The 13,978-nt window shown below is 48.1% G+C and carries 11 protein-coding genes and 1 pseudogene; 6 read left to right on the plus strand and 6 right to left on the minus strand.

Features of this window, described 5'->3' with window-relative positions:
- Window positions 1-153: 153 nt before the first annotated feature.
- Window positions 154-1,404: a DUF459 domain-containing protein gene (locus tag EL268_RS22600; RefSeq protein ID WP_232030009.1), complete on the plus strand. Its 1,251-nt coding sequence runs from the start codon at window positions 154-156 to the stop codon at window positions 1,402-1,404.
- 69 nt (window positions 1,405-1,473) lie between these two features.
- On the opposite strand, the gene EL268_RS22605 is transcribed toward EL268_RS22600, so the two are convergent.
- Window positions 1,474-2,193 carry a metallophosphoesterase gene (locus EL268_RS22605; RefSeq protein WP_106654667.1) on the minus strand — a complete coding sequence of 240 codons (720 nt, stop codon included), beginning with the start codon at window positions 2,191-2,193 and terminating at the stop codon, window positions 1,474-1,476.
- Window positions 2,194-2,336: 143 nt separating this feature from the next.
- Here EL268_RS22605 and EL268_RS22610 point away from each other — a divergent pair, with 143 nt between their 5' ends.
- From EL268_RS22610 to EL268_RS22620, 3 genes are all read left to right on the plus strand, one after another.
- Window positions 2,337-5,432 carry a GNAT family N-acetyltransferase gene (locus tag EL268_RS22610; protein WP_106654666.1) on the plus strand — a complete coding sequence of 1,032 codons (3,096 nt, stop codon included), beginning with the start codon at window positions 2,337-2,339 and terminating at the stop codon, window positions 5,430-5,432.
- A 14-nt stretch (window positions 5,433-5,446) separates the two neighbouring features.
- Entirely contained in the window at window positions 5,447-6,304 is an 858-nt protein-coding gene (locus EL268_RS22615; protein ID WP_106654665.1) for an amidohydrolase family protein, read from the plus strand.
- Window positions 6,305-6,523: 219 nt separating this feature from the next.
- On the plus strand, window positions 6,524-7,369 hold the full coding sequence (locus EL268_RS22620; RefSeq protein WP_106654664.1) for a DegV family protein: 846 nt from the start codon (window positions 6,524-6,526) through the stop codon (window positions 7,367-7,369).
- Between the two features lie 80 nt (window positions 7,370-7,449).
- Here EL268_RS22620 and EL268_RS22625 read toward each other — a convergent pair whose 3' ends face one another.
- The 4 genes and pseudogenes from EL268_RS22625 to EL268_RS22640 form a co-directional block, all read right to left on the minus strand.
- A complete protein-coding gene (locus EL268_RS22625) occupies window positions 7,450-8,364 on the minus strand; it encodes an NAD(P)-dependent alcohol dehydrogenase (RefSeq protein ID WP_106654663.1) in 915 nt (304 codons plus the stop codon).
- Window positions 8,361-8,537, minus strand: a pseudogene (locus EL268_RS33750) (helix-turn-helix transcriptional regulator); the annotation flags it as partial. The pseudogene EL268_RS33750 and the gene EL268_RS22625, both read right to left, overlap by 4 nt.
- Before the next feature lie 129 nt (window positions 8,538-8,666).
- Window positions 8,667-10,760, minus strand: a complete 2,094-nt coding sequence (locus EL268_RS22635; protein WP_106654662.1) for a multicopper oxidase family protein — start codon at window positions 10,758-10,760, stop codon at window positions 8,667-8,669.
- Window positions 10,761-10,765: 5 nt separating this feature from the next.
- Entirely contained in the window at window positions 10,766-11,293 is a 528-nt protein-coding gene (locus EL268_RS22640) for a hypothetical protein (protein ID WP_106654661.1), read from the minus strand.
- Window positions 11,294-11,438: 145 nt separating this feature from the next.
- On the opposite strand from EL268_RS22640, the gene EL268_RS22645 reads away from it, so the two are divergent.
- Both EL268_RS22645 and EL268_RS22650 read left to right on the plus strand, forming a co-directional pair.
- Entirely contained in the window at window positions 11,439-12,140 is a 702-nt protein-coding gene (locus tag EL268_RS22645; protein ID WP_106654660.1) for a response regulator transcription factor, read from the plus strand.
- Window positions 12,130-13,488, plus strand: coding sequence for a sensor histidine kinase (locus EL268_RS22650; RefSeq protein ID WP_106654659.1), 1,359 nt, complete (start codon window positions 12,130-12,132; stop codon window positions 13,486-13,488). The genes EL268_RS22645 and EL268_RS22650 overlap by 11 nt, the downstream gene beginning before the upstream one ends.
- Window positions 13,489-13,531: 43 nt before the next feature.
- On the opposite strand, the gene EL268_RS22655 is transcribed toward EL268_RS22650, so the two are convergent.
- A complete protein-coding gene (locus EL268_RS22655; RefSeq protein WP_106654658.1) occupies window positions 13,532-13,978 on the minus strand; it encodes an SRPBCC family protein in 447 nt (148 codons plus the stop codon).

Genomic DNA, 13,978 nt, shown 5'->3' on the forward strand with positions numbered 1-13,978 from the left:
GACTATCACCTCAAGCCTGATTGTAACGAGCTAAGCTTAATGGCTTCTAAATTGCACCTTATCGTTACCTTAATTTTACATCTACCTTTGCTTGGCTTGCGTATGGTGGACGATCAGGAGATTGTCTGCACCCGATATTGATTTCTCCATTCTATGATAGAGGTATCTTGCAAGAAGGAGTTATTGCGTATGAAAATGGTACAACGATGGGTACGTATTTTTCTGTCAGCGGCGATACTATCGACCCTCGTCGCCTGTGGTACGACCTACGACAAGGGGCAAACTCAGCTCGCTACGACACAGGCGCCTGCAGGCAGCGTCCAGGAATTGTTCGATAGCAGCTTGTTCGTAGGCGACTCCATTATCGGAGGACTGACGAACGATGACCTGCTGCCTGAAGCGAACGTTATGGGGGGATTGGGCGCAACGGTCCAATCTACGCTGGACAACGTCGAAGAGATCGCGAGCCGCAAGCCGTCACATGTGTTCCTGTCAATGGGGCAGAACGATCTCTGGGAACCGTCTGAGGAAGGGAAGAATACGTTCGTACAGCAATACACCCGGCTGGTCGATCGTATAAGGGAACTGCTGCCGGCGGCCCGCGTTTACGTGCTGTCGATTACGGCTGTAGATGCCGCATCGCCGTTCGGTGCGTCCATGAACCCACAGATTGAAACATTCAACGCAGCCCTGCAAAAGATGGCGAAGGAGAAGGGAGTAGACTACATTGACCTTGCCCCCATTTTCCAGCAGAACAAGATTCAATACGATGAAGACGGCTCCCATTTCACGAACGCATTCTACCCAATCCTGCTGGGCTATTTGAAGGAGTGGACGGATATGGCCCATCAGCCGCGCGGTCCGGCGGTCACCGATACGAACGAAGCCTACAAAGCAGCGTTCAAGCACAGTGTTTTCCTCGGAGATTCCATCCTGGGGGCGTTGTCCTATCTGAACAAAGTGGATACGGCGAATGTCATCGCCCCGAGCGGCGCGACGCTCTCTCTCGCCCTCATGAATGTCGAGAAACTCGCCAGCCGGGCGCCGGAGCATGTATTCATTCTGCTGGGCAGCAATGACATTCGGTTGTCAGACAAGCAGGAATTCATCGAGAGCTATCGCCAGCTGATCGGCAGCATCCGGAACAAACTGCCGAATGCCAAGCTCCACATCCTGTCGATTCCGCCAGTCGCCAAGGACGCCCTGAAGCAAGTGCCACAGTATGCGAACATTACGGACTTCAACCAAGCGCTTGAACAGTTGGCCGATGAAGTCAAAGTCGATTACGTGGACTTGTCCCCCCTCTTCGCCGCCAACAAAATCCAATACGCAGACAACGGCGTTCACTTCAAACCGCATTTCTATCCGCTGCTCCTGGACTACTTGCAGGGGCTTGTAAAGTAGGGAAATGGCCGGTTAGTTGACAAGCGTCAAACAGCCCCCACCTTTTAACTAGGGTAGGGGCTGTGTATTTTAACATTTGACAAAGTGGTTCCTGTATCCTTCCGCATTGATTTCCAACGCATTTAGTTGTCCACCAGAATAGCCACACCCGCCATCTATCCCTATTTTATCACCTTCTGTTGAATACCAAATTTGATTGGGTTCTGGATTCGATTTTATTCTAGAAGTCGGGGTATGTCCAAATATCACAACTTTGTCAATGCCTGTTGGACTTTCTATAAAATCCTCACCTATCCAGACAAAATCAGAAGGTGTTGTTTCTCGCCAATTCCTTGGACGAACTCCTGCGTGTACATAAATATGGCCTTCATCTTCAAAGTAATAAGGTAAATGGTTTATAAAATCAATCTCTTCTTTGCGCTCTACTTTGAGTGTTCTTTTAACAAGCTCTATGTCGTTAAAAACTGTATCATCAACACCTTGAAGAAAACTTTCTATTGCGTTCATACCACCCATTTGATGGAGGAAAAACAAATCAAAGGAAGGGTTCCGAGAGTCTAAAAATTCAATCAAAGAATATTCATGATTCCCCATTAAAGCAATTGCATCTTCCTCCTCCACCATTCTTTTTATCACTGAAACAACTTTTAGAGATTCAGGTCCTCTACTTATATAATCACCAATAAAAATAATTTGGTCCTGCATAGGCTTATAATTTACTTTTTCCAGTAGCTGCTTAAGTACATGAAAATATCCATGGATATCCCCAATAATAAGTTTCCGTTTCATAGCTACCTCCTTCCTCCTTCCTGCTTACTCTTATTATCTCATATTCAGATTCTTTTTCCGAAAACTAGCAACAATTCTGTCGATCAAACGTACAACTCTTATAAGATACATAATTTAACAATGTAATCGAGGTGTTAACAAGCATGGAAGCATCAATCTCAATTGTCACCTACCGCCCTGAGCTGGCCGCAGCGGTTGCAGATATGTGGAATGCCAGCCGAGATAGCTGGGGAGGCGGAAATTCGATTACGACAGCCGAACAAATACGACAAGAAGAAGCAGCCTCTGACGCTATCACTGTCTATCTCGCAATAGAAGGTGAAACAGTCGTTGGTTATTGCAGCCTGGCAGAATATCGGGAAGATACCGGTGCCCTCTACATCCCGTTGCTCAATGTACGTCCCGACTATCACGGAAAAAAAGTCGGCCGGATGCTGCTTTCATGCGCACTGGAGAAAACGATTGAGCTCGACTGGCCGCGGCTTGATCTGTACACGTGGGCAGGAAACACGAAGGCTGTTCCATTGTATAAGAAGTTCGGCTTTTTCTGGGAAGACCGGGACGACGCCACCCATCTGATGAACATGATTCCTTCTGTGCTCCGTACCGAAGCGATCGCCCACTATTTTGAGGAGCTTGACTGGTATCAGGACTCCACGCGGGAGATCGTTGTAGAGCCAGATGGACGCAAGGAAAACGGCTTTGATTACTTCACCTACTCCTGGGCAAAAGGAGAAAAGAGTTTGCGTGTGGAGTTTGAACGGCGCGGTCGAGGCATGCGCCTCATCGAGACGGAAGATTATCTCGTGTCTGCCGAAGTGGAGAACCTGGAGCTGGTCTTTGGACGGGAGTATCAGATTCACTACCGGATCGTCAACAAATCAGGGAAGCCGTTACAGATTTCGTTAAACGGGCAACCGAGCGACACGATCCGCTTTAATTATCAGCACGAGCTGGCTGTGACAGGGGAAGCCACGCTGTCAGCAAGCTTTTTTGTCGATCCAATCACAGAAGAGCAAAGCATCTGGCGCACGCATCCGCGTGTCTGCACCCACCTGCTGATCAACGGCAAGGCAGCGCTGTTTGAGGTAGGAATCCTCCCCAAGTTTCCTGCTACCCTTTCCTTGCATGTACCTGGTCTCTCCTATCCGGGACAGACAAAGCTGTTTTATTTGGACGTAGAAAACAACTTTGCGGAAGCAGCGGAATTTTCATTCGAGCTGCCTGCTTGTTCATTTTTTGGCTTACAAGAGCAACGCCACACTTTGAAACTGTCTGGCAAAGAGCGCATTTCGCTTCCGCTTCACGCTGACCTGTATGAACACGGCTTTTACGAAGCCAACGTACAGGTGGAGGCGAAGCTCGCAGATGGCAGATCGGTTTCTTTTGCCAAAAAAATCGGAGCTGCCTTTACAGGGCTTGGTGCGATGGTGTCCGGGGAAACGGAACAGGCTTGGCAAGTTCATCATGGCCGCCATACGCTCTATTTGAACAAAGAAGATAATGAGATGACCGTTGCCAGTAGGACAGGTGGAGAGCCAACCAACCTCCTCTATCCCAAGCTCGGCAAACCGTTTTCCAGCGAGTTCTCGAAGAAACGTGCCGAGAAAGTTGAGTTTATCGCAGAAAAGGGAGCAATCGGCATCCGTGCGACGTATCGCTCCGGGGCATACCCGCAAATTGCGCTGGTTAGCAAAACGCTCCTGTTCGGAGATGGTACCGTAGAACACCTACTAGAGATAGAAAACAGCTCTGCTGACAAGCTGGCTGCTGAGCTCTGGCTAAACCAAGGCTTTCATCACAGTTTTTATCGCCCCATTGTGCCGTATCAAGGCCGTTATGTTGAAACACCATCCTCCTACGGCAGCGATATGGATTATTGGGATGCTGAGTTAGTCAGTGAAAACTGGCTGTTTACACAGGATGAAACGGCCCCATGGGGAATGTGCTGGCCTCCTGAATACCGTTTTGACATTCAAGGCTGGTATGTCACACTTGAAACCAATCTCGGCATGCTTGCTCCACATGAAACAAAGTCGTTCGGCCCGATCCATTTCTCGCATGGAGGCTATGCCGACTGGAAAGAATTCCGCGCCTTTGCCCGTAAAGAACCACTGCCAGCAGACCTGATCTTGACCTCTCACCTGGAGTTGAGTGCCAATGGGCAAAATCCGTTTGTGACAAGCAAGCAACTGGATGTACAGGTGAAAGAGTACAAGCAGCAGTATTTAGACGGAGAGTTGCTGGCTTCCCTTTTGAGCGAGTCAGCTTCCGAACAAACGCAGAGCTTTGCAGAGGATGAGGAAGAGACGGAATCTGACTTCTCCTTCAAGACGCCGGAAAAACCATATGACCTTGTGCAAGTAGAGGGACGTTTTGCCACGCATGTGTCTCATTTGCAGAGCGCGATTTTCCCAATCGGTCAAGGCAAGGTCATCCAGGAACAAACAGTGGAAGAGGGACGGCCGGTCTATATCGCCGACAATGGACGATTGCGGATTAAAGCCGCTCCAGATTTTGCTCCGACTCTCTACTCGCTCGCAAGCAATGGACAGGAGTGGCTGGACAGCTCCTTCCCTCTGCGGAAACCGAAATCTTGGTGGAATCCGTGGACAGGTGGAATCGGCAACTATATCGAAGAGTTAAGCTCATTTTCACTGGTGAAAGAAGAGCGTACTGCTTCCTTTGTCGAGCTAATCGACAACAAGCAAAATACGTGGCAGGGAATCAAGGTGAGCTACCAAGTGAAAAAGCAGGAGAAGTATCGCGGGTTGACTTGCCACCAGTATTACTTGCTGCTGCCAGGAGTACCTGTCCTCTGTCATACAGTAGAGATCGAGCAGAATACCGGAACGTACTTTGCTGCCAAGGAATTGACCACTGACATCTTTTTGCAGCCAGGAACCGAGGACGAGGCGGTATGGCTGAAAACCGTCGGTACGAATGGCGAGGAGCTCAACTACAAGCTGGCGCAAGGTGAATTGGATGTCCTTGAAGTTTCCGATTATGTCCTCGGGCGAGCTTCCAGCAAGGATCAGATGCATATCGTTACTGACCTCGATACAGCGGACCTCCAAGTATACGCAAACAAGGAAGTGGCCGTAGCTTCTGTCATTCGCGAACTGAATCTGCCAAACAACAGCACTGCCTTTACTCCGCCTGTCTTTTTCCTGTTTGCCGACAGCACGCTTCCATCCAATGCCTTATCTGACTTACGGGCGATACGCTTTGCCAAATAAGGGAGGGCTTCACAATGAAAATCATTGATGCGCACATGCATTTGTCCCATATCGAGGAATTCAAGCGGACAGCGGCAGAAAAGTCGTTTGTCGATTACTCCGTCGCTGGTCTCTTGCAAGAATATGCCGAGAGTGGCGTGGTCCTTGGGATAGGCATGGGCTTGACAGAGACTGAGCCAGACGGCTTTCCCGATGTGGAAGCTGTCACTCCCATGGGACTAGACCTGACAGACGAGTTGCCGCCACAGTTCGTCTATTGTCTGGGAATCAACCCGTACAAGCTGGATGAAGCGGCAGTGGCACGCTTGGAAGCTGACCTGCAAAAGCCCAACGTGGTCGGGTTGAAAATCTATTTGGGCTACTATCCCTTCTACGCCTACGATAGCGTCTACGATCCCGTCTATGCGCTCGCAGCCAAATACCAGGTGCCTGTCGTCTTTCACACCGGCGATACGTACTCGGAGCGTGGGCTCTTAAAATACTCCCATCCTCTCACACTGGACGAGGTGGCGGTGAAGCATCGAGACGTCCATTTCATGATGGCCCATTTTGGCGATCCGTGGGTACTCGATGGGGCAGAAGTCGTTTATAAAAACCGCAACATGTTTGCAGACCTCTCCGGCTTAATGGTCGGTGACGCAGCCAATTGCAAGCGACTCGCAGACTCCCCTCTCTTCTTCTCCCATCTGCGCCACGCGATCACCTATTGTGATCATTACGACAAGTTTTTGTTCGGAACAGACTGGCCGTTGGCACCAGTGAAGCCATATATCCAGTTTGTACAGGAGCTAATCCCAGCGGAGCATCACGAGGATGTGTTTTACAAGACAGCATTGAAGGTGTTTCCCAAAATCAAGCCGTTGGTTGAGTAGACGATACTAATCCCATGTCTCTTCCTCTCGAAGAAACATGGGATTTTTCATTTGTTCAATAAAACTTCTTCTATTTACGACAAAAAACGACAGTTTCCGTATTATGATAGTATATGCGAGTTTGCTTATACATCGTCAGTATCGGACAATCATGACCCACAGCTTTTGCTAGTAAAGAGATAGCAAGGTTTCTACTAAATTGGGGGAGGACATGTTTCCTTGAAGAAAAAAATTGCCTGGGTTACAGACAGTACCGCACTCATACCTGATCACGTCATGGAAGAGCATGACATCTACGTCGTTCCACTGGAGATTATCTTTGAAGATGGCACTTATGAAGACGGCATTGATTTAGCGCCTGAACAGCTGTATCAAAAAATTGTGCAGGCCAATTATGCTCCCAAAACGTCACAGCCTTCTATCGGAAAATTTGTAACGCTCTACGAACGATTAAAGGAAGAGTATGAATGCGCGATTGCTGTCCACCTCTCCTCTGATCTGAGTGGGACCTACAATACAAGTGCAACAGCAGCCAAACTGGTAGACTTCCCTGTCGAGTCGGTAGATTCCAAGCTGATGTCGTACCCGATTACCTCGATTATCTTAAACGGAATCGAGCAAGCCAAAGAAGGAAAAGGCTATCAAGAGATCGCGGCTTCCTTGCGCGAAGAATACAAATCTTTCGAGAACTACATCCTAGTCGGCAGTCTCGACCAGTTTTACAAGGGCGGCCGAATGACCGGTTTGCAATATTTCATCGGCAATCTGCTTCAGATCAAGCCGATTTTCCAAATTAAAGATGGGTTGTTTGAAGTTTATGAAAAGGTTCGTACCGAAGGGAAAGCGGTCAAGCGCATGCTGGAACAGCTAGAGAAAGCCAAGCAGAATTACTCCGTGAAGCACGTACAGATTTTGCATGGCAACGTCTTGGACAAAGCGCTGGAGCTGAAAGAGAAAATTCAGAGCAAGTACTCCGATGTCGAGGTGTTGGTTGGACCGATCAGTTCCACGATTGGGGCGCATGCCGGGATGGGGACACTGGCGTTGGCTTGGCGGAATGAGTAGGGGTAAATGGGGCAGTCTCACATGCCGATTTTTTTCGGCAAAGAGCTGCCCCCTTTGTCTTTCATTTTGGCACAATTTCATCATGTTCCAACCTTGATCACAACATTCCCCTTCTTCCGCTCTGTCTCCACATACCTATGTGCCTCCGGTACTTGTTCCAACGAATATCGTCTATCAATAACCGCTTTTATCTGCCCTGCCTCCACCAACTCTTTAAGAAAATCCAAATCCTCCGTCCGCACCTTTGCAATCCCTTGCCCATCGACTGTCAGGAATATCCCGTTCGGCGCCAGTGCTTTTACGCAATGGGACTTTGTTGCTTTCCCAACCGCATCAAATACAACGTCATACCGCTCTTCTTTCTTCGTAAAATCTTCTTTCGTGTAATCGATGACGGTATCAGCCCCCAACGATTTCACCAAATCTACATTGGCAGAGCTACATACCGCTGTCACCTCAGCGCCAAAATACTTGGCAAGCTGTACCGCTGAGGTCCCTACCGATCCAGAAGCTCCGTAGATCAGCACTTTCTGTCCCTTTTGCAGCTTTCCTTTTCGAAAAAAATGCAAGGCGGTCGTTCCCCCAAAAGGAATCGCGGCGGCTTCTTCGTGTGTAACATTGGTCGGTTTTAACCCCACGATTGCATTTTCACGCAGACAGATATATTCCGCATGCGCACCGCATCGCATTCCACTTAATGCATAAACTTGGTCCCCTTTTTTAAATCGCTTTACATGCTTTCCGATCGCTTCGACTTCCCCCGATAGCTCTACACCGAGAATCGGATTTCTCGGTTTTGTGAGACCAAGCACGAGGCGCATGGGAATCCAGAACAAGAACGGACTTTTGAAGGCGCGTATTCTACAGTCTCCAGAAGTAACAGTGGTTGCATGAACTTTTATCAGGATTTCATTATCGTTAGGCATAGGCTTCTCTACTTCTCTTAGCTCCAAAACATCTGGCGATCCGTATTTCGTGCATACCACGGCTCTCATTGACATCCTCCTATTCTGCACTTTGGCATGAGTATAACGGGAGCACGGTATTGGCATACATGTACCTGCAACTTGTCAAAGATATTCCGGTTATGCCCTTTCACCGTACTGAGTGCGAGGAACAGCTGCTGGGCAATGTCAAGATTCGATAATCCTTTTTCGATGAGCTGCATGAATAGTTTTGTGGTTATCATTGGCATCATCATACAGGAATTATAATAATCGCAATCTTACAGCGTCAACAAAGAGTCGACGGACTCCCGCGTATCATTATACGTGGTTTTTTGTTTTTCATTGAATTGTCAATCTGGCAAATTTCCAGATTTCGTCCCTACTTCATACGAAGGACGTACGTGGTCGTACATCAAATGCAAAACCATTCCTGTAGCAGCATGGTCCAAGTTATGGCAGTGGTCCATCCACATGCCTGGATTGTCTGCGACAAAAGCGACCTCGTAGGTTTCTCCTGGCAGCACGTTTACTGTATCAGTCAGCCATGGCGTCATAACTTGCTCGCCATTTTTCCTCAACACCGTCATATGGTGCCCATGGAGATGCATGGGGTGCTCGGCCAGACTTTTATTCACAAAGGTGGTTTTCACCCTTTCCCCTTGTTTGACCACGAACGTTGGGGTATGAGGGTAGACCTCTCCATTTATCGTCCAAAGAAAATGAATTTGGCCGTTGTAAAACCCCATCCTGTTGCCAAGTATCATCTTGAATTCACGATCAAATTCAGTTGCGGAGGTCACCTCATTTTGTGCTGGCTTCCCGTATTGTGATGGATCGAACATGTCTGATTCTGCTTGAAAGCTCGGGTTCGCAGGCGGAGCATCCGGATAAAAAATCATACTTGGCTTTTTATCATCCTGATAGTCGCCAATTTTAAACAAAACAGGTCTGTCCGGCATCGTAAAGGTGACATCGTATCTTCCACCTGATCCCAAACGGAATGCCGTTCGGTCCGATAATCGATCCGGGTCTTGAATCGGTACACCGTCAATGCTCGTGATTTGATAGTCAGTTCCTTGCAGCAGGTATTTTTGCGATTGATTATGCGTATTGATGATTCTCAGCCTTACTTTTTTACCTGATTGAATTTGCTTCCACTGTGCTTGATCCTCGTACCCAAAAGCTGTCTTTTTGCCTTGGTCTGTCTCCCATCTATGATTCATGACCGTAAACTCTTCCTCATCAATCTCTGTTTCACTATGAGGGTCGACAATGAGCGAGCCAAAAAGGCCTTTTACTACTTGCTCTGCAGCTAGCTGGTGAGAGTGGAACCAATACGTACCTGCTTGTTTGGCCTGGAATTTATACGTGAAGCTTTGCCCGGGTTTGACGACATTTTGGGTCATGCCCGGTACACCGTCCATTGCATTTGGGACATTGTAGCCATGCCAATGAATCGTGACTCCTTTGTCGATATCCTTATTCATCAATTTGACTTCCACAATATCTCCTTGCCTCACTCGCAGTTCAGGAGCGATTCCTCCATTGTAGGTCCAGGCATCGATTTTGGCCCCGGAAGCAAGGGTTACCTCTTTCTGCTGTGCAACCAGTTCAAACTTGCTATCTGCCGGAGCAGAAAGGTCTCCTGTGAGTGCTGCCACCTCTACCATATCGGAATGGTTCCCATGGTTTTGGTGATCGGAGAGCATGGTAGGGACTCCGCCGCCTTCGTCTATCCAATGATGGTTCATCATATCGGAGGCTTCCGGTAATTTGGACGACTGGATTCCTGCGAGGACATGTACGACCATGACCGTACTGACAACACTGGTGGTTGCGACACACATCAGCCCAAATCGAAGCAGCTCCCTTCCTCTTTTTTGCTGGGCGAATTCACCTCGACGAACAGCCCTATATTTTCTTTTTAGAAAAAGGAACGGAACGAACAAAATCAACAAGAGCAGGAAAGGGAGTTGGACGAGTTCATACATGCTGGGCATAACCGGTTGGGCGAAGATGTGACTGAAGACATTCATGACAGATGTTATTGCTGCTGCATAGAACGGGATGACCATGGCAGGATGCGAGACCTTGGCGAGCGTGTCTACGGATATGCTCTCTTGCTGTGTTGGCGGGATGCTTCGCAGTTTAGGCAGAGCGTACATGGCGACAGGGAGATGACCGATCAGCATGACTGGGACGATCACTTTGATGATGCCTTCGACGAAAAGCCAGCCATACCGTACAAACTGACTCATGACCAAGAGGCACCAGATCAGATCGACTACAAAGGCAATACAGCTCACCCATACGAGCAAGGTTTTCCTGCTTTTCAGTCTTAGATTGTTTTTCGAAGTGGGGAGCATCGTCACGGTCAAGCTAGCCCATCCCCATAGCACCGTCATCACGAGAGTTACGATGATACCTGCAATCGTTTCAAACATAGCATCTATTGCTTTTCATCCCTTTCCCCTCGTTTTTTGATTTTACCGAACGGTTTGAGATAGGAGATGGCGGTCATAAAGACAAGTGCCGCGATATTTGCAATTGCACCCCCGAGCAAGGAATAGCTCGTCGTGAGAAACCCTCCATCTTTCAGAGCGACGATTCTCATTTGATCCGCCCCTTGAATGAGCTCGGATAACCAGTTGCCCATGAACTTGATCCCAAACAAAATCAAGAAAACGGTCAAAATGAGCTTGATGACGATCCAGTAATGTTTGAAGAGCCCCCATTGTGTCCATACGGATAAGGCAATACCGGATACCAAAGCGACCAACGCCGTGTACCGAATCAAGACCACATCGATCAAATGCATATTGTCCAGTGTGTAATATAGCTGCTCTCCATTGCCAGACTTCAACATGTAAGAGCCGAGTACAAACATGCAAATGGCCCCGCCTAGCCAACATACAACCGACAGAACATGAATCGTAATGAGCCATTGCTTTTGTTTGATCGAGAATTTGTATTTCATTTTCCCATCCTCCCCTTTTGCTGTTGATGCTACCAGCAAAATGTTGCGAACTTATGGTGATGATCTGGAGAGGTTATGATCGCTCTATGTACGCTCCTTACCTGTTGTATAATAGGGAAAAATTGAAAAAGATAGGGGATTGAGAATGGGGATCAAGGTTTTGATCGTGGAAGATGAGGAGAAGATCTTGTCGCTGATGGAAACCTTCCTTCAATCGGAAGGTTACGATATCTTTACCGCACAGGACGGAAAAACCGCCGTACAGCTTTTCACCCAAATCAAGCCGGATATCGTCATCCTGGATTGGATGCTCCCCCATATGAATGGTCTGGATGTATGCCGGCACTTCAGACAGCTCGGTGAGCCGGGAATTATCATGGTCACGGCCAAAACGGAGGAAACAGATAAGATCGTCGGCTTGGAAATGGGAGCGGATGATTACTTAACGAAGCCTTTCAGCTTGCGAGAACTATCCGCTCGAATCCGCTCTTTGTTACGAAGAATGAACAAGGGTGGAAACAATCACGAGCGGCCTTCTGTCCTCCGAAGAGGCGAACTAACCATTCACGAGGAAAGCTTGCAAGTATTTAAAGGCAATCAAGAACTGCGGTTAACCCCAACCGAATTCAAACTCCTTCATCTGCTGGCATCAAAGCCTGGTCGGGTATACAGTCGAATGCAATTGCTTCAGCATGCCTTCGAGGAAGAATTCGTCATCGACGAACGAACGGTTGATTCTCATATAAGCAAGCTGCGCAAGAAAATAGAGGACGATGCCGACCATAACGTGTACATCCAAACGGTTTACGGGTTTGGATACCGGTTCGGAGCAAACCATGAAAATTAGAACGAAGCTGATGCTGTCGATGAGCATTTTAATTGTCTTCATCATGCTCAGCCTACTCGCTATCACACACATTCAGTTTTACATTGATCGCGATCTTGCTTATTTGGAGGAAAAAGCACTTTTTGATTCGTTGCGAGATGAGTTCGAGCAATACTATGTGAATCACGGTGAATCCTGGGATGGGATTGGGGTTCAGGCCGGAGCATTCGAGCATAGCCGTGATTTTGTCGAAATTGGATTAGTGATAGAAGATAAGATGCTTTATCAGCAAGGGAGCTTACATCTTCGTGACCTCCGCGACCAAGGCTATAAATTAACTCTATACGGCCACAACGAGCAAAAAATCGGTCGGCTATATGTCATGAATGACGCCCAATATAAAACATACGAATTCAAAGCGATGTGGTACAGCATTCTACCTGCCATCGCTCGAGTATCGATCCTCTTCACTTGCCTTGCCGCTTTGGTCACCATTTTCATTTTGTCGTGGAGGCTGACCAGGCCAATACGTGAGATTATCAAAGGAATCGATTTGATCAAAGGCGGGAAACAAGAGGTTTCCTTTCCCATCCATAGAAAGGATGAATTCGGGGCGATTTCGAGAGCTTTACAGGAGATGAACGATAGCCTTACAACCCTGGAACGATCCCGAAAACAGTTGCTATCGGATGTCACCCATGAATTGAAAACGCCGCTCATGATTATTCAGGGGGAGTTGGAGCTCGCCCAAGATACGGGGATTGCTCTTTCCATAGAAAAGCAATCGTCGCTTCTCGATGAAGTGTTACGGTTAACACGCATGGTGAATGAGGTCTTAAATCTATCCAAGCTGGAGGCTGGAGGCACGAAGCTGTATCCAAAAACCGAGAATATCGTCATGATTTTGAATCAATTGGTGGAGAAGACCCAATTCTTGGCGGAAGATAAGCACATCCGTCTCACCACCCATATCTCAGAGGAAGTCATTGAGGTGTCCGTAGAGAAGCAACGTATTCTTCAGGCTCTTTACAATCTCTTGATCAATGCCCTCCATTACACCAACCAAGAGGGCTACGTAAAGCTGCATATTGACCGGGTGTACAGACAAGACCGCCAGAATGAGTATGTCAGAATCGTGATAGAAGATAACGGAACGGGCATACCCGAAGAGGACCTGCCTCTTATCTTTAACCGCTTTTACAGAGCTGACCATTCCAGGGCTCGTCCAAGTGGCGGAACCGGCCTTGGGCTCGCGATCGCACAACAAAACATCTTCGTGCATCAGGGGTGGATTGAAGTACAAAGCAAGGTGGGGAAAGGTACTGCGTTTTCAGTGTTTTTGCCATCACTTCCTGTTGTCAGTAAGTGAACCTGTTTTGACAAGCAAAAAACACGCCTTGAAGGCGTGTTTTTTACCTGGTAACGGAATGGAGGCGTTTGGCAATAGCTTCCACCAATTCTCTCGTCGTCTTGGGAAGATTGGATTTCAGAATGGAATTGATCATGGGGCCCTTCACACCATGGGCGGTGATATCGAGACAACCTGTCATTTTTGTCCGCGCCTCCCCCAATGCTTTTGCTTTGAAGTAGCCATGCCCGGTGAAATTCCCACTGATCCCCGTCAAGGTAAACCTCACCTCGGTCGGAGGCGTCCATTCGGTAATATCCACTTGCAGGCTGATCGTTTTCTTCATGATGCCGATATCGCCTGTAAACGTCCAAGCGACACGACGTTCATTGAGTACCTCGTGGCTGATGTAGCCAGGTACCAGTGGAACCCAATTCTCCACTATACTCACAAACTGCCATACCGCCCCGATGGGCAGGTTCAGCTCCACATCATGTATTCCTTGAGGCAT

The sequence above is a fragment of the Brevibacillus brevis genome (assembly GCF_900637055.1).
GTDB classification, from domain to species: Bacteria; Bacillota; Bacilli; order Brevibacillales; family Brevibacillaceae; genus Brevibacillus; species Brevibacillus brevis.